The following is a 17,306-nucleotide window of genomic DNA, read 5'->3' as shown; positions in this document are numbered from 1 at the left end:
AAGAACCTGTCGACTGAGGCTGTGCATCGACATGAACAGGGCGAAAAAAGGTCAAGAACCTGTCGACTAAAGCTCGGCATCGACATGATTAGGGCGGAAAAAGGTCAAGAACCTGTCAACTGAGGCCGTGCATCGACATGATCAGGGCGAAAAAAGGTCAAGAACCTGTCGACTGAGCTGCACGATTGGCATGAATTGCCCCATTTTGATTCGTTAATTTTCTCCTGCTCTTATTAAAGGAATATTTTCCTTTAAGGATTTTGTCATTTTATTAATATTAAAATAATTTTGCCGTGAGCTCAATAAAATTCTATGAAACTAGCAGGAAGTCAAGTTGTATTCAGAAAATTCTTGACTATCGTTTTTATACTAGGTATACTTTCGGTAGTGGTTTGATTCGAACTGTTTGATGACTTAGATTTACATCTGTACAGAGCAAAGCTACTAATTCATGTATAGGAGTGATTATATGTTTAAATCTGGATTTACGGTTTGGTATAATGTTTCGAATGTAGAAGAGACGTACAAGTTTTATACGGAGAAACTTGGGTTTAAAGGGGATTTTTGGGACCGTGATAATGGTATGGCAAGTGTTCATACGAATACTGAAGGTTGCTTTATCGGTTTTTCACAAGCGGTTGAAGTTATTCCATCAAAGGCATCGGCTGTATTTGAAGTCGAAAATATTGAAGAAGCGGTGAAGGCTTTAGCTGAGAAGGGTATTAGTTTCACTAGTGATATTACAACGATTCCAGGTCTGGTTAAGCTGATTACCTTCCAAGATCCAGATGGTCATGATCTTGAGCTCTCGCAAACATTGGCCGAATAAAAATGATTGAGATTTCTCCACTGATCCACATCACGAAAGAGCTTTCAGGCAGGTGGAAAATTCCTATTATTACACAGCTTGAAAAGTCTGGTGGTCGATTTACACCACTGCTACATAAACTGCAAATATCACCTGCTAGATTAAGTGAAAATTTAAAAGCACTCATGGACGGTCACTACATCAATTCGATTTCAGCTAATGAACGTACGCATCCTTTATTCCCTGAATATTATTTGACGGAGAAAGGGAAAGTTTTAATGGAAGCTGCATCGGTTATTATGGAGTCTGAACAGAATCTAAACAAAGGATTTTTGGCAGCGAAAAAGTGGACATGGCCAATGCTTTTAGCTCTCTCTCAAAACTATCAACAGTTTAATGAAATAAAAAAGGTGCTAAAGGTAGCGACACCAAGGATTATTTCTACAAGATTATCTGAGTTAGAACACATTCAACTTGTTGAGAAGAGTTGGATTCAGGGGGAAAGTATCAAACCTATTTATATCCTTGAAGCAAATCAATCACCGATCATTCACCAAGCGAAGGAACAATTACTGAAAATAATTTAAACCTCTCCCATGTTTGTGGAGGGGTTTTATTGAAAATATTTTATTATTATTATAAAATTCTTGATCGTTTGATAAAATAACTAGTAATAAAAGGGGGTAATTCGATGAATTCAGTAGACATCTTTAAAGATATTATCTCGATTATGTATAAGGACTATGCTGGATTGAATGAAAACAAAGGGGCTCCTACTGACAGTTTTCTAGAAAAAATTCTAAAAATTCATTTAAATGAGGAGGAATTTTTTTCGATTAGTGACTGAGTATGCGATGACTTTTTGTGATAAACATGTTGCTGTCATCGACAAGAAGGGTTTAGATTTCTCGTTAGGATTTAAAGTAAGGAGATTCAACGACCGAATCTTTATTATAAGTGCGGAGCAAGGGGATTGGCAGATAGGTGCTCAAATTATTGAGGTAGATGGGCAAGCAATTGATAGCCTCGGTCAGCAATACGATCATATTTTACCTTGTTCATGAAAGACAGAACTGGGAGCCAATATTAAAAAGAGCCACATATGTAACCGTAAGTGATGGTAATATGATAGAAGTAAAACGATTAGATAAGTACACGAAGAAAAAAAGAGAGGCATGTCATACATATCAAGAAATGAATGCGGATACAGGTTATTTTTGCTTAGAAGACTTTAGTAATCAGGCGGTTGTTGAGACGTTACTTGAGCAAAAACAAAAAAGTCTTCACCAAGCCAAGTATCTTATTTTTGATGTTCGGACCAATTATGGTGGAAATGATATCACCTATTTTCCTTTATTATCGTATATTTTTCCAAGTGATAGGAGCTTAAAGGAATTAAATCCACATGGAGATATTAACTATGTTAATTATACAGAACGAAATGTTGACATCAGGATTCGGTTATTTGAAGAATTTCTAGAGAGTGATCGCTTAACGGATTCTGAATTGAGATATGTAAGTGAAGAAAGCTTGCAGTTAAAAAAGTTTCGCGGTAAAGGGTTTGTTGCATCACCGCTTGAGTCTGAAGATGGCGGAAAACCTTTTATCAAAAGTAAGAAACTCTAGCAAAAGATATATATTTTAACAGACTATGAATGTGCTAGTTCAGGTGATAGTTTTGTACAAATTTGCCAAAAATCTCCCTCAACAACAATCGTTGGTCGATATACAGCAGGAGCGATTGACTATGCTAATTGTTGCATTCAATCTTATGATTCGTTTGACTTTCTCTATCCAACCACGAAGATATCAGCCGTTGATGATGGAAGAGGAATTGATGGTGTTGGTGTTAAGCCAGATCAATATATTCCGTGGGAGCCTAGCATGCTCGATGAAGATATTCATTTACATACTGTATTAGATTTGATTGAGAAAGAAAAGGCATAACGACTAGATTTGATTAAGAAGGACGCCTTCGCCTATAATAAAGATATCGATTGTCGGTTTTGTAGGGGGAAATGATGAAATATTCAAAAGCAACAAACTATGCTTTACACACCATGGTTTATCTAGCGGCTCAATCGCAAGGAAAAGCGGTCGGTGTGGAGCCTTTAGCTCAGAAACAAGATTTATCTGCGACCTATTTATCAAAGATTTTAACAAAGCTTGTGAAGGCAGGATTAATTATATCTTCTCCTGGTGTAAAAGGTGGATATATGTTAGCGAAACAGCCGAAGCATATTTCATTTTTAGATGTCATCCAAGCAATTGAAGGCCAGTCTTCTTTATTTTATTGCTCCATACTTCATCGCTCTCCAGATGAGGAGAGAGGCTGTTTGATTGAAGAAGTAATGATTGAAGCGGAGGAGCAGATGAATGTGTACCTACGTGAGAAGAAGCTAAGCGAAATCGTCCCAAAAATGCCTAGTGGCACATAGGAAGGGTTTAAGAATGAAGTGACGAGAATCACCTTTTTTGTAAAAAAGAAGGAGAATAATCGATATGGAGGCTATTGTTACAATTGTTACACTGATTGGTAGTATTTTGGTAGTTATTGCAGTTGGCTTTGGCATGAGAGTCTGGAAAATGAAAAGTAATGGGGAGAAAGCAGCTTTTTATAAGCTGCTTTCTTCATTTATTTGGGGATTATGTTAAGAATCACTCTCAACCAGCATATCTGCAACGATTCCAATAGCGGCTTTACTGCCGTCTGCTGCTGCAATGATAAGTTGTGACGGTGCAATATATGAAGTATCTCCACAAGCAAACAGACCGCTTATGGTTGTTCGGCCGAAGTCATCGGTTTGAATAGCACCCATTTCATTCATCTGACAGCCTAATTGTTGAGCAAAGTCGGATGCCTGCTTTTGCTGAACACCGATAAATCCACCACTCCGTTTTACTGCCGTACCATCCGGTAGAATGACTGCTTCCAATTGACCGTGAATACCTTTTAATTCTGAAATGATTTGTTCATAAAAAGGTATACCCTTTCGTTGCATTTCCTCTTTTAGCTCAGGCTTTAGTGGTCTTCCATTTGTAAATAAAGCTAAATCTCTACTCCAATTAAAGAGCATTTGAACCATATGGGTGCTAGATGGTTCTTCTGAAATAATCGCTAACGGTTGATCACGAAGCTCCCAGCCATCACAAAATGGACAAACAAATAAGCTTCTCCCGTAATATTCCTGGATTTTTGGTACAGAAGGCAAGACATCCTTTAATCCAGTTGCTAAAATTACTTTTTTACTCCTATACGTTACACCTGTTACTGAAGTCACGTGGAAGACATTATCCATTTTTTGAACGGATTGGATATGTTCGTTTTTTATCGTGATGGTTGGGTACTGTTTAAGTTCTTGTCTACCAAGTTGACGGAATTCCTTTGGGCTCGTGCCGTCGCGTGTGATGAAACCATGAGATTCCTGTGTAACAGCATTTCTAGGACGATCATCATCAAAAATAATCGTGCTCTTTCGTGAACGCCCTAAAACTAAGGCGGCGTTTAACCCGGCTGGACCAGCTCCAATAATGATTACATCTACCATTTATTTTCCACTCCTTGTATTATAGTTATTATAGACTCTTTTTATCTTTAATATATTCTTATCTTAACAAGTCTAGTTAATGTAATCAAATGTAATGACTGGAAGAACGACATAAAAAAATAGGTTGAAAATTCTTGATTAATAGGTAGACTAAATATGGAAGTAAAGGGAGGTTTTATGATGGTGGATGTTCGGCGATATGGTCAAAGTGATGAACAAGCGCTGCAGCAGTTACTGAAAGAAAATAAAGCAGACTCATCATATATGGCACTTATACAAAGTGAAAAATACACCGCTGCTTTTGGTGCTTATGTAGAAAAACGATTAGTTGGGATCATTATTGGCTGGGAAAATGCCTTTCATCCAAGCAGTACATATGTGAAGTTTTTGATAGATTCCCAATATCGTCAGTTGGATGTTGCTCCGTTTTTGTTTAACGAATTAGTAGAACATGTAAAGAGGGGCTTTATACAAATCTCGGTGTGGGAAAGTGAAAAGGAAGTCATTCATACACTTCAAATGAATCAATTTAATGAAATTCGCAGGACTTATATGCCGACCTTAGAGCTAAATAATATTGAATTAAAGGTTCAATTTAGTGATTCGGTAGGGAGAATCACAACTTTAGGGGAGATGGTCTCCACACCTCAGCTTATGAAACAGCTAGTTAGGCTTGTTCAACAGAATTATGAAGAAACGCATCGAGCCAACCCTGTTGCTCATATGAGCGTAGAGCAATGGGAGAAATTAGTGATGGCGGAGGATATCATTTCGGAAGCCAGCTTCGTTTATGTTGATGAAAAAAATGAAATCATTGCCTATTCGTTTTTACACGCCGGAGAGGATGAAATGACGAATGAGTTTGGCTGGTGTGGAGTAAAAGACCTGAATCAGATCGATATTTTGCCATACTTAGCAACGGAGCAAATGATCTGGAGTAGGGAACAAGGTAAGACATATATAACGGGTGAATTTGATAGTACAAGTCCTTATGCACGTGCCCTCTATCAAGATCTTCCTTTTCAAAAATCGCCAGCATGGCTTACTTTTCAGAAGCAGAAGAAGGATTAGTTGGTACAATGAGCCAGATACACAATGGTTAATGGGTCTTTCTAAAAGGTATTAACCATATATTTATAGAATATATAAATATAGCTATTGGTAAAGTTGATGAAATTCTGAGGTTTTGTAAAAAGCCGGATGTTGATGCAGGTGAAGAAGAGTCTATTGCCAATGTTCCTGCTGTCATTATTACTATGTTCTACTGATCCTGTTGTGGAAGAGATTTTAGAATGATGCATTGAAGAGCAGAAAAGAGGTGATGGTGTATGCTATTAGTTGCATTTGTAGTACTATTTGTAACTTTATTTGCGATCGAAAGAAAGCTTTCCACCATTGTAGAACAAAATCAAACATTGATTGAACTCATGCAAGATAAAGAGCAGAACAAGTGATTGTCTGAGGTTGAATTTGTATACATATCATGATGTGCAGAAACACATAGGAGCTTTTACAGAACATACGAAAGTGGTTGTGTATGTATGAAAGGGACTCATTTCAAGAAAAGGGGAGGGCCTCCCTTTTCTTGATTACTTAGAGACTATGTTCTTCTAGGAAGGTCGCTTTCTTATTGTGCTGAGCATATTCGATAATATGCTGCTGAATTTGTGGGAAAAGAGTCACTTGTGCTAAATCAGCCAGCGGAATCCACCTAACAGCTGTTTGATTTTTATCCGGGTTTGCTGGAAGCTTAGCGGTTGTCTCTTGATTTCTTTGACAGGCGAAATATAGGGCAAGCGAAGGTATGGGGCCATATTTTTGTTCATTTTTGCTGGGCGTATAATCGTATACAAATGCTAAAGGACCTACTGACACATCGATAGAAGCCTCTTCTTTTGCCTCCCTCATAACAGCTTCTGTGATAGATTCACGAGCTTCAACACCTCCTCCAGGTAAGTTATAATGTAAACCATTCTCATCAAAGTATTCAATAAGTAAGACCGTTTTGTTTTCAATAATAAGTGCACCTGCTTTTACGCGGATAGGATAACCCATAATAATTCCCCCTTTTGTATGTTATATCCATTATACTTGATAGAGATTGGTATGAAAGATACTTTGGGGCGATAGTTTGTGCCTTGAAGTTAACTGGTCATCCATCTTGCAAGAGATGACATCAGCAGGGGACTATGCCCTAATTGTTCGTGCGACTCCTGATGGTGATGGAGTTGTAATAAGTGCAGCAGTTTAATAAGTAGTCACCATTTCTTTTATCTTTGTTGGTGGCGAAGTGAATGGGCTTCGCCATGTGCGTTTTGTATACATTTTAATTTGTATTCCAAGGGGGTAAGAATGAATTGGAAAAATAGTTTAAGAGGTATAGCGATGGGTATCGTTGAAGCGGTTCCGGGTGTGAGTAGTAGCACGATTGCGATGCTACTGGGAATTTATGAAAGAGTCATAGAGTCCCTTCAATTATTATCTACGAAAAATTGGCGGAAAGCGATATATTTTCTTGTGCCTATTGGTGTTGGTGTCGTGATTGGTTTGGTATTCTCTTTAATGGCCATCAGTTTTTTATTACAGCATTATCCACTTGAAATACACTATTTTTTTATCGGTTTAATTATTGGAATGTTACCATTTATATGGCGTTCGGGCTTAAACGGGGATCGTACGTATAAAGGCATGCATTATTTTTTAATTTGTGTAGGCTTTATCTTTGTAGCTGGCCTCAATTGGATACCTGCTAATGATGAAATATTGGTTCAGTTAAGTCTCGGTGACTACTTTTTTCTATTTGGTGCGGGCTGGATTGGGAGTGTAGCTCTGGTCTTACCAGGGATCAGTGGTGCGTTGATTTTAAATATTGTTGGTGCATATGAAACGGCCGTACACGGTGCGGTTTCACTTAATTGGCCCGTTATTTTTGCGGTTGGAAGTGGGGTATTAATCGGTGTCTTGATGACCGCTAAGCTCGTTTATTATCTTATTAATCATTATTATCAGCAAACCTATGCGGTCATTATTGGAATTTTAAGTGGTGCATTGGTTGTTTTGTATCCGGGAATGCCTGAGGGGTTATGGCAATTAACTGTCGTATTGATTTGTCTTATAATCGGCATGTTTGGTGCTTTTCGATTTGGTCAGTCTTCTTAATTAATAACTTGTAAGATTCATATATGAAAGAGGTAGATTTAATAGATTGGTGGTAAGGAATTTTGAAGAAATTAGTGACTTATTTGATAATCATTGGAGCGTTTTATGGTATGGCTTTTCTATCTACTGGTGGGTTACAAGTGAAGAGAGAGAACTGAGAAAAGCATTAATGATTGGTGAGGAGGAACCTGACTTTACGCTTGAGGATGTGGATGGCGTCGAAAGGAGTTCATCCGACTATCAAGGACAAACGGTCGTATAGAGGACAATTAACGGAGGATATATTGCTAGACTTGCTAATAGATACAATTAGTTCATAAATGGTGAGGGTGAGAAGGATGAAAAAAGTGATAGGGCTAATTTTACTCGTATGTTTAACGGCCTGTCAAAGTGGGTTATCGGCTGTAGAAGTGGTGTATAGCAAAGTGGATGATTCCGTTAAAGAACTAAGTCATCAAAAAGATGAAAATGAGTTTGTTCATGTGTTTAATCGCGATGGCCGTGCCGAATACATTCTGATTTTTTCCGAAAGGGAGGTAGAGCTTAAGCTAGAACAAAAAGGGGATACGTTAACCTTCCTAATTGAAGAAGGGGCAACCCGGGCTTCAAACCAAACCGAGCCAACCTTTTTTAAGGTTCATAGCCCAGAAGAATACGACATAATCGTGATGAAAAGAAACGCAAAAGAAATCGGGATTAATTCCGTTAATGGTTATTAAAACAGATTAGAGAAGGTACCGCATGGTTCATTTTTCGATTACCATGTCTTAAGCCATATGTGAAAAAGGCTCTACTAAAAAAGGAGATAAAAATGATTGAATTCCGAAATATAACCGAGGATAACATAGAGGAAGTCATAGCACTTGAAGTTGAAGAAAATCAGAAAGAATTTATATTAGATACTACTAACCTTAGATGCTTTGCAAACGCTCATATGTTGAATAAAGAAGGTATACCAGCTGCACCACTGGCTATTTATGCGAATGATAGGATGGTTGGATTTTTAATGTATATTTATGATACGACAGATCATGAATCATTTCAAAATGAAGTTAATTACGGGAAGAAGACTTATTTCATTTGGCATTTTATGATTGATAAGCGCTATCAGGGGGAAGGATATGGCAAGCTTGCCTTTGGAAAAATGTTGATGGATATTGAAACGATGTCACATGGCGAGGCTGAATATGTAGACCTCTTTTATCATAAAAGGAATGTCAGAGCTAAAGAATTATACGCTTCATTTGGTTTTGTAGAGACAGGCATCATTCAGGAACATTCAGTACATGCACTGAAAAAATTAGATAAGAAAATAACCGAAGTAACAGAATAATAGGGTTATTTTCGGATGGCATGTAAGAGGTCAAAAATCTAAACTTTTATATTTTCGAAAGGAGTTGTCATGAAATTTTATCTATCATCTTATAAAGTTGGGAACGAAAAACAAAGATTAATAGAATTAACTCAATTTGGTAATAAGAAAGTAGCATATATAAACAATGCCTTAGATTTTTCAACGGATCTAGACAGAAGAAAACGAAGTGATGAAGCTGATATTTTGGAACTTCAAGATTTGGGTCTAACCGTAGAAATTTTAGATTTAAAGGATTATTTTAGTCAGCAATCAAAATTAGAAAAAAAGCTGAATGGTTACGATGTTATATGGGTTAGAGGGGGAAATACATTTGTTTTAGCACAAGCAATGAAATTGAGTGGCTTTGGAGAAATTATCAAAAAATACTATAAAGAAAACAAAAACGTTCTGTACGGTGGATATAGTGCTGGTGTTTGTGTTCTTGGAACGACTCTAAAGGGTATACATTTAACTGACGATCCTCAATTAAAGCCATATGGGGAAGAGTACGAAACGGTTTGGAATGGACTTCATATTATTAATTATGTAATCGCCCCACATTATCAATCTGACCACCCTGAATCTAAGCTTATAGAAAAGTCTATTCAATATATGATTACGAATAAGATACTTTTTAAAGCATTAAGAGATGGAGACGTAATTATTATTGATTAGCTAGACATAGAAAAAGTAGTAAGTGGCATATGCTAACAAAAAGCTTGGGATGTCCCAAGCTTTTTTGCAGTGCTAACTGTATGGTTCATTATCTTGCTGTAGTAAATTATTTGAGCTGCGTTTTTTTATACTTCATGACGCTATTGTAAATGATTAATATAAGCGGAACTTTTTCTATATTAGTCTACTTCTTTCAGCATTTTTTCAATGTTTGTTAGTCGATGATCAAGCTTTTCCATAGACTGTTGATGAGTTTGCTGTGTTTCAAGTACTTTCTGCTCAATTTTTAAACGTTCATCCGCTCTTCTCTCTAAACGGCGAACGGTTCTTACTACATAAATAGAGATAATAATGATCAGAGCGATCGGCATAATGATGAAAAGAATTGAAATGAGTTGGAAGAGTACTGATCCCATAGTAATAATTCCCCTTTTGATAAGTTACTGGTTATTTTTATTCTTTAATGTAAGTGTTTGTGCGTATTCCTCAATCATTTGATTATTTAACAGTAAGGATAATTCAGTTACCTCAAAATACTTCATGGCTTTGCCAAATTCAGATATTTCATGATGTCCTTGTACAAGCTCGGCCTCCTCTAATTTTTTTAAGTGCAAGTAAAGTAAGGGTCTGCTAATTTGTAAATCACGAGCTAATTGACTGACATACTGCTTCTCCTGATTTAAAATGGCGAGAATTTTTAACCGATAAGGGTTAGATAAAGCTTCTAAGACTAAAAGTAGTTGGTCACCGTTTTGTATCTGTATCATATGTAATAATTTTATTACAGGTGTTTGGAATATGCAAGGAAAAATTTCCAGTGGGGTTAAGGCTAATGTAAAGGGTTGAAATAATAAAAGGGAAGGTATTAATCTCAATCTATTACTTTTTAAAGAAAATACAAATCAAATGAAAGCGAGATTGAATAAGTCCAAGCAGGATTTCTCTAAAATGTACGGAATATAACAGATGGTTACTAGGTAAATAAAATAGATTGAAAAAAAGATCTGTATTCGGAGTATGATAATAGTATTTGACTATATACATGGTGGCATTTCACCCTATTTACGTTATTTCTATTTTAGAATGCTTGTAAATGTAGTGTTGTTTGAACTCAAGAATTAGAAGTCACCAGCAGAGCATGATTGTCGGTAGTGATGAGTAATACTCCATGTTCGCACTAACTTTTATATAAACTTCCACGATGACTTGCTAAGCAACTCATCACCAACAAATATGAAAGTCATCTTTCACCAACTTAACCAATCTTAAAGGTTTGTGAAGATACGGACGCCAAATCTTGGAGTAACTTTACGAAGAGGCAGTTTATGTGCAGTTGCTGGGGCCAAACTTTGGAGTATCTGCACAAAAAGGCAGTTTATGTGAAGATACGGAGGCCAAACCTTGGAGTATCTGCACAAAGAGGCAGTTTATGTGAAGATACGGAGGCCAAACCTTGGAGTAACTGCACAAAAAGACAGTTTATGTGAAGATACGGACGCCAAATCTTGGAGTAACTGCACAAAAAGGCAGTTTATGTGAAGATACGGAGGCCAAACCTTGGAGTAACTGCACAAAAAGACAGTTTATGTGAAGATACGGAGGCCAAACCTCGGAGTATCTGCACAAAAAGACAGTTTATGTGAAGATACGGAGGCCAAACCTCGGAGTATCTGCACAAAGAGGCAGTTTATGTGAAGATACGGAGGCCAAACCTCGGAGTAACTGCACAAAGGCCACTCTTCATGGATAGTGACGACTTCTTAACCTGTGGATACGTTTACAACTAGCCCTCTCCAAATATAGAAGTAGGGTTTCAATCTTTAACTGGTGGCTTTTCATTCATAAACGGTTTTGAGGATGCTCACACTTTGCCGTATCCCCGCCACTTTTTAGGAATGAGCTCGCAAGAGCTTTCCTAAAAAGATTCAGTGCACCACACCACCAGCCACCACTAACCTAAAAAATGTGTAATATTCTATCAGGAGTCAACCTGAACAAACAGGATCACTTTCCTGCTTAGGTCATCTATCGGAGGATGGATGACCGGCTAACTTCAAGGCACGAACTATCGCCCATAAGTAACTTTCATACAAAACCTTAATAAATGGGAACCTTTTCAAGAATAATCCGTCAAAATCAATAAGGAGGTTAACTATGTGCTAAATAACGATAAAATCAATCACCTTATGCAAGAAAATAGAAAAGATATCATTATCGAGATGCTTATGGATGAATACGGCGAAAAATTAACACGTGTTGCCTTCAGTTATGTAAGAGACTGGGGATTGGCTGAAGACGCTGTACAAGAGGTATTTGTTAAGTGCTACCACCACCTTGACCGATTTCGTATGGAAGCCTCGATTCAAACATGGTTATACACGATTACGCGAAATCAGTGCAAAGACGTGTTAAGAAGCAGTACTTTTAAAAGAATGTTAACGAATCTCCCTATTATCAAATCAACGCTCAAAGACAAAACGACTCCAGAACTAACATTATTACAAAATGAAAAAGATCAATATGTGGCTGAAGTGGTATTTCAACTCCCTTTAAAATATCGAGAAGTCTTACTTTTATTTTATTATGAGGAGGAATCGATTGCAGATATTGCTGAAATCCTAAAAATTAATATCAATACTGTAAAAACAAGGTTACATAGAGGAAAAAAAATCCTCAAACAACAATTAGAGGAGGATCTCCATTGGATGAGTTTGGAAGACAATTAAAAAGGTCACTAAGCAAAACTACTTTTAGAAAAGAGAGATTTACAGAACGTCAGAAAAATAAAATAAGACAAAGTATTTCCGAAACAGAAAAATATGATAAGAAACCAAACCCGCTTATTCCAAGATTATTAACCGCTATTTCCGTTATGATTTTAGGGTTATTGCTCATCCAGCTTACAAGTACAATTGTCGATGATAATCAGTCCGCCTCTTCCGAGCACAAGCCTACACTAGACGAAATCAATTTAAAGGGTGAAATCGAGAACTTGGAGCAGGAGATAATTCGATTTCAAGATGAGAATCACTTATTGTTAGGTTATGTTTATGGACTAGAAGATCCTTGGGAAGAAACGGAGTTATTGTATAGGGAGAAGTTAGATGATACCTATGTTGTTGTTTACTCAGATTTTGGTATCACTCTAAGTATTAAAAGAAAAGAAGATCCTCGTCCTATTCTTGTTCCATTAGAACAAGAATTTATTGAACCAGCAGGTTTCTCCTGGACGAATGGGGGTGAACAAGCTCTTGGGGTAGATATGACAGCTGGCCTTATAGAAGAAGAAAGTATTTCAGATATTATTATAAAATCTAATGGAATAGAACAAGATGTTTATATGAGAGAAATGAGCAACGGTCAACGTTTCTGGTTCAGTTGGTTTGATAACGATGTTGACCCAAAAGAGGCGGATTATGAATTCTCAATAGAAGTAATCAATAATGAAGGGGAAGTTGTTTTTACAGAGTCATATTAGATATGAGACTAATGGGGTGAAAACTTTTCAAGTATGTCTTTCGTCTAAAGGATATCAACTTTATATGGAGGACAACTTTATATGAATAAGTGGATGGCTTTTGTTAGTGTAATTTTTATATTGTCTGTTCCTACTAATGTTTTAGCCAACTCATCCTGGCAATGGTTAATGGGAAGTCCAAAAGAGATTTTGTTATTAGCAATTTTATTTACATTACTGGTTGAAATCGGTTTTATTTTAATCTTTCTTAGAAATGAACAAATTAAAGTCATCTCTATAGTTATTCTAGTCGTGTCTGGAGCAAATTTACTCTCTTTTATCGGGCCTTATATATTTAGGACTTTGAGTTTTATGGATTTTACTAGGAATTGGGCGGAGGCTTGGTCTTATAGTTTCATGTCTGGTCCTTATTATATAATCTTAATGGGTTATTTATTATTGACTATTGTAATCGAAGTACCGTTAGTCTATCAATTCTTAAAGCAGCAGACAAAAAATGAAAAAGGGTTATTAGTAATCCTTATTACCATAAATATAATAACCACATTGATAGTATCTATTATAGAAAGACTTATATATCAAGGAAGTTGGTGAAGGATCAAGTAACCCAGTGGGCGAGTCGTGCGGAGACTCCATGGGTCATTGTGGCAAAGCTGAGATCCGCTGGCTGCGCCGATTAGCTCAGCATCACCCCACAGGACGAGGAGCATAATTTTCGGTAGCAACGAGTAACGCTCTATGTTCGCACTAACTTTCATATAAAAAGGGGCATTCAACTATGACGAACTACTATTATTTAGGCTCTGATAAACCTTTATCTATTGGAAATGGCACTTTAGATTTAGTTCATGTTGAGCCATTCCATATAAAAGGAATGAAATATCCGATTCAAGTTGAAATTATAAATGGTATCGAAAAAGATTGGGAGCTACAAGCTTTGCACCAATATCTGATTACGCATTTTCAAAACAATAAAGAAAGTACTGTTGAAGTCGTTCATTTATTAAATTCTAATCGGACTGATTTTCATATAACGGAGCGAAATAATATGGAAGTGCAATCATTGATCGATTACCAAGTTTTACGTTTAAAAGAAGGGCACAGACTAGCTATTATCAAGAACAAATAAATGGTCTTACTAAAAAAGTAAAAGCTAATGCCGATATTCGAGCATTAGCTTTTTAACTTTATATAAATTGTCTTTGCTTCTTTTGATAAATAGAACGTACACAATATAAAATAAAATACCAAATACTTAAAAGAACAAGCGTATAAGCAATTGTACCGAATGAAATTACTTGAGATTGAACAATAGATAATGAAAATAAAAACAAAGGAATACTAGATGTCGTAAGTATAGCCAAGGAAAAATAACGAAGAGTCTTTAACCGTGCCTCATTTAATCGGTGTTGGAAATGTTTAAAAAACATTACGAAACCGATGACAAACTGAATGAGAGCCGCCGTGCTAATACCCATGTTAGCACTAGTAAAACCTTGATAAATTGGGAAGGAAAATTTAATGAGTGGTGCTAAAAGAAAGACGAGTGAAACTTGGAACCAAAAGTGACCGCCTTCAATATGTAAGGTTTCTTTCTGATTATGCTCCTTTGTAATGTTATCCGCTAAGGTTTCGACATTAATAAAATCACTAACGGCTTTCTGCTCAGCGTGGGTGATTTGAGAGGTTTCTAGTTCATGTTTGACCTCTAATAAATGATCGCGAACTTCTTCAAGATGCTGTTTTTTTTCATTTTCAGGAAGCTGACTTAAATGAAGCTTTAACTGATTTAAATAAGATTCAATAGTATTAACGCTCATGTACATCACCTCGTATTGATTTGAAAAAAGAAAAAATGTCTTCTAGTTCTTGAACACCATTCTTTGAAATCTCTGACCCGAGTGGTGTCGCTGCGTAATATTTACGAATACGTCCATCATAGCTTTCCTGATACGAATAAACCCACTTTTTTGTTGTCAACCTTTTTAAGATTGGATAAATTGAGCCATCAGCAATTGAAAAAATCTCACTCCTTCTAAGCTCATTCGTCAACTCATATCCATACATCGGTTTGTTATCAACAAGTGTAAGTACGGCTAAATCAAACATACCCTTCAAAATTTGCTGGTTAAGAAAATGATGATTATCCATATTTAAAGTATATGTCAGTGACACATATGTGTCAATCAACTATATATGGTACCGACACCTATATATAATGGAGCCTGATTTACTTCGCCACCAACAAAGAACACAGTAGTGGCGACTATTTAAACAGTTAGCCCTTTATACAACTCCATTACCACTAGGAGTCGCACGCACAAACAGGGAGCAATGACCAGCTAACATCAAGGCACAACAATCGCCCCCAAGCAACTTTCATACAAAACTGCCATGATGACTTGCTAAGCAACTCATCACCAACAGGAATGAAAGTAGTTTTTTGCTCTTTAACTGGTGGCTTTTTGTTCATATGTCTTTGCTTTATGGTATTTGTTAGTTTTTATTACATTTCATTCATCTATTTTGTATGAGAAGTGTATGAAGCAAGAAGCCTGCACCAACCCGAGCGGAGGGAATGGGGAGGCCGACTCCTGCAGGAGGGAAGGGCAGGCTGAGATCCAGCGGCGTAGCCGATTAGCTCAGCGCCCGCCTGCGGAAAGCGTGCCCCCCATTCCCGGAGCGATCTTCGAAGAAGAGCACATGAGCTTTTAGTAACTTTCATACAAAAAAGACTAGCCACACTAGCTAATCTCTTTAATCATAAATAACTGTCGAAGTCACATTGAAATCTTCAAAGACATCCATTAAATTTGTGAGGACTTGCCAACGCTCTTCCACCCAATCAACTTGAAATGTCACTTGTTCAGGATTACGATCCTCAAGCGTAATTTCATATGTAAAAACATACGACTCTTCTACTTCAATCGTTTTACTATTTATTCTCTGATAAGAAACGGATGGTGAATTTTCAAAAAAATCATGAAAAATCGTGGCAACTTCCTTTTCGGAACGACCCATATAATCAACTAAGAAATAAGGCAGTGCATGATGATCTTGTGTTTCTATTGCTTGAAAAATAACATCAACTGCTTCTGAAGAACTAGAGAAATTATAGAAAGGAGTATGGAAGAGTTGCTCCCCAGGAAACAAAGATGAATAAGGATCGTGAATAACCTTCCAGCCATTATTAAACTTATAGAGAGTCATCCATTCACTACGGGAGTGATCTTCATAATGAAGTAGAATATGGAAGTCAAATTGATTATCTGATACATTTTCACCGTAAAGAATCTTATACTCGTTAAGACGAGGGTATTCAAAATCAGGTGCAGTCCATCTATAAAACTGAACCTTATTCATTTCATAATGAACGACATTTGCTGTATAGGTCAAAACATCCTTATTTTTAACACTACTTAAGGTACGATCCAGAGTATCATATGGCTCTAAAGGATTAGAGAGAGGGAATAAAAGGAACACGCTGATCAATAAAAAGAAGCAACCAGATAAGATAAATAATAGAATCTTTAGTTTCTTCATGGTAAGCCACCTAACTATCAGTAATAGTTACAATTATAGCAATATTTTGAAGGAATAGCTTTACCAATTCGATAAATATAGTAAAATTATGAAAGCGGTGTATCAAAAAAACTACTTACGTTTTAAAGTAAGTAGCGATTTCAAGTTAGGACAATTGTCTAAACGCTTGATAAAGTTCCAGGAACTCTTCATCCTTCCAGACGAGATTATAAAGAGAAGTAGAAATGTGGAGATAGTCGGCTTTTTCTAAATCATACAACCTGTTTGACTGTGGAGGGACAAGGAACAATAATAAGATGAATTCCCTTGTATTGTTCGTGACTAAGATCGAGTCTGTTTTTAATGCTGATCCAAGAATTCTGGCGTCAGACGCTTGTGGGAACCGAAAATTTTTATCGATCTCAGCGATTAAAGGTTGACGAAATCTCGTTGTGACAAGTGCTGCTAGCCGTCGAATTATTTTCTCTTCTTCATAATTAATATTATTCTTAATGACAGGTAATTGTGGTAAGAAATGTTTGATATTAGCAAGCTCTGGTTCATTATCAAATACTTCACGAAATCCATATGTTTGGTTAATGAGCTCTTCTTTCACTTCTTCTGGTATAACTAAACGCACAGAATCGCTCTCTTTTTCTTGTTCAACCATTTGGAAAAATCGCTTAGAGGCACGTTTTAATGTTCTGTTTTTATTAACTTGATAGCGAATACAGTTCGTATCGAGCATATACTGTTTCATAG

General features: G+C 36.7%; 27 protein-coding genes. 19 read left to right on the top strand and 8 right to left on the bottom strand.

The features are described from left to right. The first annotated feature begins 469 nt into the window (after positions 1-469). From PQ479_RS05265 to PQ479_RS05235, 8 genes are all read left to right on the top strand, one after another. Positions 470-829, top strand: coding sequence for a VOC family protein (locus tag PQ479_RS05265; protein ID WP_047988701.1), 360 nt, complete (start codon positions 470-472; stop codon positions 827-829). A 2-nt stretch (positions 830-831) separates the two neighbouring features. Beyond that, on the top strand, positions 832-1,395 hold the full coding sequence (locus PQ479_RS05260; RefSeq protein WP_047988702.1) for a winged helix-turn-helix transcriptional regulator: 564 nt from the start codon (positions 832-834) through the stop codon (positions 1,393-1,395). A 104-nt stretch (positions 1,396-1,499) separates the two neighbouring features. Next, the gene (locus PQ479_RS05255; RefSeq protein WP_273716798.1) at positions 1,500-1,655 is read left to right on the top strand and encodes a hypothetical protein; all 156 of its coding nucleotides are present in this window, start codon (positions 1,500-1,502) and stop codon (positions 1,653-1,655) included. Beyond that, complete coding sequence (locus PQ479_RS05250; protein WP_047988703.1) at positions 1,648-1,872, top strand: PDZ domain-containing protein; 225 nt, start codon at positions 1,648-1,650, stop codon at positions 1,870-1,872. Before PQ479_RS05255 ends, PQ479_RS05250 begins: the two co-directional genes overlap by 8 nt. A gap of 61 nt (positions 1,873-1,933) precedes the next feature. After that, positions 1,934-2,434 carry a S41 family peptidase gene (locus PQ479_RS05245; RefSeq protein WP_047988704.1) on the top strand — a complete coding sequence of 167 codons (501 nt, stop codon included), beginning with the start codon at positions 1,934-1,936 and terminating at the stop codon, positions 2,432-2,434. A gap of 6 nt (positions 2,435-2,440) precedes the next feature. Beyond that, entirely contained in the window at positions 2,441-2,755 is a 315-nt protein-coding gene (locus tag PQ479_RS21875; RefSeq protein ID WP_083991292.1) for a S41 family peptidase, read from the top strand. A 74-nt stretch (positions 2,756-2,829) separates the two neighbouring features. Beyond that, positions 2,830-3,246 (top strand): Rrf2 family transcriptional regulator, encoded by a 417-nt coding sequence (locus PQ479_RS05240; protein ID WP_047988706.1) that lies wholly within the window; start codon positions 2,830-2,832, stop codon positions 3,244-3,246. A gap of 64 nt (positions 3,247-3,310) precedes the next feature. Continuing rightward, positions 3,311-3,463 carry a hypothetical protein gene (locus PQ479_RS05235; protein WP_273716797.1) on the top strand — a complete coding sequence of 51 codons (153 nt, stop codon included), beginning with the start codon at positions 3,311-3,313 and terminating at the stop codon, positions 3,461-3,463. On the opposite strand, the gene PQ479_RS05230 is transcribed toward PQ479_RS05235, so the two are convergent. Next, complete coding sequence (locus PQ479_RS05230; RefSeq protein WP_047988707.1) at positions 3,460-4,356, bottom strand: NAD(P)/FAD-dependent oxidoreductase; 897 nt, start codon at positions 4,354-4,356, stop codon at positions 3,460-3,462. The two genes, PQ479_RS05235 and PQ479_RS05230, sit on opposite strands and share 4 nt — an antisense overlap. A 156-nt stretch (positions 4,357-4,512) precedes the next feature. Here PQ479_RS05230 and PQ479_RS05225 point away from each other — a divergent pair, with 156 nt between their 5' ends. Both PQ479_RS05225 and PQ479_RS05220 read left to right on the top strand, forming a co-directional pair. Next, entirely contained in the window at positions 4,513-5,427 is a 915-nt protein-coding gene (locus PQ479_RS05225; RefSeq protein WP_273716795.1) for a hypothetical protein, read from the top strand. A 257-nt stretch (positions 5,428-5,684) separates the two neighbouring features. Then, positions 5,685-5,810, top strand: a complete 126-nt coding sequence (locus tag PQ479_RS05220) for a hypothetical protein (RefSeq protein ID WP_273716794.1) — start codon at positions 5,685-5,687, stop codon at positions 5,808-5,810. 139 nt (positions 5,811-5,949) lie between these two features. On the opposite strand, the gene PQ479_RS05215 is transcribed toward PQ479_RS05220, so the two are convergent. After that, positions 5,950-6,411 (bottom strand): NUDIX domain-containing protein, encoded by a 462-nt coding sequence (locus tag PQ479_RS05215; RefSeq protein ID WP_047988709.1) that lies wholly within the window; start codon positions 6,409-6,411, stop codon positions 5,950-5,952. Positions 6,412-6,708: 297 nt separating this feature from the next. Between PQ479_RS05215 and PQ479_RS05210 the strand changes: the two genes are divergently transcribed. From PQ479_RS05210 to PQ479_RS05190, 5 genes are all read left to right on the top strand, one after another. Next, complete coding sequence (locus tag PQ479_RS05210; RefSeq protein ID WP_047988710.1) at positions 6,709-7,515, top strand: DUF368 domain-containing protein; 807 nt, start codon at positions 6,709-6,711, stop codon at positions 7,513-7,515. A gap of 46 nt (positions 7,516-7,561) precedes the next feature. After that, positions 7,562-7,777 (top strand): hypothetical protein, encoded by a 216-nt coding sequence (locus tag PQ479_RS05205; RefSeq protein ID WP_047988711.1) that lies wholly within the window; start codon positions 7,562-7,564, stop codon positions 7,775-7,777. A gap of 76 nt (positions 7,778-7,853) precedes the next feature. Next, entirely contained in the window at positions 7,854-8,234 is a 381-nt protein-coding gene (locus PQ479_RS05200) for a hypothetical protein (protein WP_047988712.1), read from the top strand. A 92-nt stretch (positions 8,235-8,326) separates the two neighbouring features. Further along, on the top strand, positions 8,327-8,848 hold the full coding sequence (locus tag PQ479_RS05195; protein WP_047988713.1) for a GNAT family N-acetyltransferase: 522 nt from the start codon (positions 8,327-8,329) through the stop codon (positions 8,846-8,848). Between the two features lie 69 nt (positions 8,849-8,917). Continuing rightward, complete coding sequence (locus PQ479_RS05190) at positions 8,918-9,544, top strand: Type 1 glutamine amidotransferase-like domain-containing protein (protein ID WP_047988714.1); 627 nt, start codon at positions 8,918-8,920, stop codon at positions 9,542-9,544. 179 nt (positions 9,545-9,723) lie between these two features. On the opposite strand, the gene PQ479_RS05185 is transcribed toward PQ479_RS05190, so the two are convergent. Next, on the bottom strand, positions 9,724-9,960 hold the full coding sequence (locus PQ479_RS05185; protein ID WP_047988715.1) for a hypothetical protein: 237 nt from the start codon (positions 9,958-9,960) through the stop codon (positions 9,724-9,726). Between the two features lie 24 nt (positions 9,961-9,984). Further along, complete coding sequence (locus tag PQ479_RS05180) at positions 9,985-10,311, bottom strand: ArsR/SmtB family transcription factor (protein ID WP_047989540.1); 327 nt, start codon at positions 10,309-10,311, stop codon at positions 9,985-9,987. 1,389 nt (positions 10,312-11,700) lie between these two features. Between PQ479_RS05180 and PQ479_RS05175 the strand changes: the two genes are divergently transcribed. The 4 genes from PQ479_RS05175 to PQ479_RS05160 all read left to right on the top strand — a co-directional run bounded on the left by PQ479_RS05175 (position 11,701) and on the right by PQ479_RS05160 (position 14,151). Beyond that, on the top strand, positions 11,701-12,270 hold the full coding sequence (locus PQ479_RS05175; RefSeq protein ID WP_047988716.1) for a sigma-70 family RNA polymerase sigma factor: 570 nt from the start codon (positions 11,701-11,703) through the stop codon (positions 12,268-12,270). Beyond that, positions 12,246-13,022 (top strand): hypothetical protein, encoded by a 777-nt coding sequence (locus tag PQ479_RS05170; RefSeq protein ID WP_047988717.1) that lies wholly within the window; start codon positions 12,246-12,248, stop codon positions 13,020-13,022. The genes PQ479_RS05175 and PQ479_RS05170 overlap by 25 nt, the downstream gene beginning before the upstream one ends. Before the next feature lie 81 nt (positions 13,023-13,103). Beyond that, positions 13,104-13,616 carry a hypothetical protein gene (locus PQ479_RS05165; protein ID WP_047988718.1) on the top strand — a complete coding sequence of 171 codons (513 nt, stop codon included), beginning with the start codon at positions 13,104-13,106 and terminating at the stop codon, positions 13,614-13,616. 184 nt (positions 13,617-13,800) lie between these two features. After that, complete coding sequence (locus PQ479_RS05160; RefSeq protein WP_047988719.1) at positions 13,801-14,151, top strand: hypothetical protein; 351 nt, start codon at positions 13,801-13,803, stop codon at positions 14,149-14,151. Between the two features lie 58 nt (positions 14,152-14,209). On the opposite strand, the gene PQ479_RS05155 is transcribed toward PQ479_RS05160, so the two are convergent. The 4 genes from PQ479_RS05155 to PQ479_RS05140 form a co-directional block, all read right to left on the bottom strand. Continuing rightward, positions 14,210-14,842, bottom strand: coding sequence for an HAAS signaling domain-containing protein (locus tag PQ479_RS05155; protein WP_047988720.1), 633 nt, complete (start codon positions 14,840-14,842; stop codon positions 14,210-14,212). Beyond that, positions 14,832-15,197, bottom strand: coding sequence for a PadR family transcriptional regulator (locus PQ479_RS05150; RefSeq protein ID WP_053070391.1), 366 nt, complete (start codon positions 15,195-15,197; stop codon positions 14,832-14,834). The genes PQ479_RS05155 and PQ479_RS05150 overlap by 11 nt, the downstream gene beginning before the upstream one ends. A 582-nt stretch (positions 15,198-15,779) precedes the next feature. Next, positions 15,780-16,565 (bottom strand): hypothetical protein, encoded by a 786-nt coding sequence (locus PQ479_RS05145; protein ID WP_047988721.1) that lies wholly within the window; start codon positions 16,563-16,565, stop codon positions 15,780-15,782. A gap of 145 nt (positions 16,566-16,710) precedes the next feature. After that, positions 16,711-17,304, bottom strand: coding sequence for a PIN domain-containing protein (locus PQ479_RS05140; RefSeq protein WP_047988722.1), 594 nt, complete (start codon positions 17,302-17,304; stop codon positions 16,711-16,713). Positions 17,305-17,306 lie beyond the last annotated feature (2 nt).

The sequence above is a fragment of the Alkalihalobacillus pseudalcaliphilus genome (assembly GCF_028610675.1).
Classification (GTDB): domain Bacteria; phylum Bacillota; class Bacilli; order Bacillales; family Bacillaceae_D; genus Alkalihalobacillus; species Alkalihalobacillus pseudalcaliphilus.
This window is presented reverse-complemented; position numbering and strand designations above follow the sequence as displayed.

Coding starts and splice junctions, on each gene's coding strand:
- PQ479_RS05255 (WP_273716798.1), top strand. CDS start 1,500: ATGAATTCAGTAGACATCTTTAAAGATATTATCTCGATTATGTATAAG.
- PQ479_RS05245 (WP_047988704.1), top strand. CDS start 1,934: ATGATAGAAGTAAAACGATTAGATAAGTACACGAAGAAAAAAAGAGAG.
- PQ479_RS05160 (WP_047988719.1), top strand. CDS start 13,801: ATGACGAACTACTATTATTTAGGCTCTGATAAACCTTTATCTATTGGA.
- PQ479_RS05235 (WP_273716797.1), top strand. CDS start 3,311: ATGGAGGCTATTGTTACAATTGTTACACTGATTGGTAGTATTTTGGTA.
- PQ479_RS05145 (WP_047988721.1), bottom strand. CDS start 16,565: ATGAAGAAACTAAAGATTCTATTATTTATCTTATCTGGTTGCTTCTTT.
- PQ479_RS05225 (WP_273716795.1), top strand. CDS start 4,513: ATGGAAGTAAAGGGAGGTTTTATGATGGTGGATGTTCGGCGATATGGT.
- PQ479_RS05185 (WP_047988715.1), bottom strand. CDS start 9,960: ATGGGATCAGTACTCTTCCAACTCATTTCAATTCTTTTCATCATTATG.
- PQ479_RS05140 (WP_047988722.1), bottom strand. CDS start 17,304: ATGAAACAGTATATGCTCGATACGAACTGTATTCGCTATCAAGTTAAT.
- PQ479_RS05195 (WP_047988713.1), top strand. CDS start 8,327: ATGATTGAATTCCGAAATATAACCGAGGATAACATAGAGGAAGTCATA.
- PQ479_RS05180 (WP_047989540.1), bottom strand. CDS start 10,311: ATGATACAGATACAAAACGGTGACCAACTACTTTTAGTCTTAGAAGCT.
- PQ479_RS05155 (WP_047988720.1), bottom strand. CDS start 14,842: ATGAGCGTTAATACTATTGAATCTTATTTAAATCAGTTAAAGCTTCAT.
- PQ479_RS05260 (WP_047988702.1), top strand. CDS start 832: ATGATTGAGATTTCTCCACTGATCCACATCACGAAAGAGCTTTCAGGC.
- PQ479_RS05240 (WP_047988706.1), top strand. CDS start 2,830: ATGAAATATTCAAAAGCAACAAACTATGCTTTACACACCATGGTTTAT.
- PQ479_RS05220 (WP_273716794.1), top strand. CDS start 5,685: ATGCTATTAGTTGCATTTGTAGTACTATTTGTAACTTTATTTGCGATC.
- PQ479_RS05165 (WP_047988718.1), top strand. CDS start 13,104: ATGAATAAGTGGATGGCTTTTGTTAGTGTAATTTTTATATTGTCTGTT.
- PQ479_RS05215 (WP_047988709.1), bottom strand. CDS start 6,411: ATGGGTTATCCTATCCGCGTAAAAGCAGGTGCACTTATTATTGAAAAC.
- PQ479_RS05210 (WP_047988710.1), top strand. CDS start 6,709: ATGAATTGGAAAAATAGTTTAAGAGGTATAGCGATGGGTATCGTTGAA.
- PQ479_RS05230 (WP_047988707.1), bottom strand. CDS start 4,356: ATGGTAGATGTAATCATTATTGGAGCTGGTCCAGCCGGGTTAAACGCC.
- PQ479_RS05265 (WP_047988701.1), top strand. CDS start 470: ATGTTTAAATCTGGATTTACGGTTTGGTATAATGTTTCGAATGTAGAA.
- PQ479_RS05200 (WP_047988712.1), top strand. CDS start 7,854: ATGAAAAAAGTGATAGGGCTAATTTTACTCGTATGTTTAACGGCCTGT.
- PQ479_RS05190 (WP_047988714.1), top strand. CDS start 8,918: ATGAAATTTTATCTATCATCTTATAAAGTTGGGAACGAAAAACAAAGA.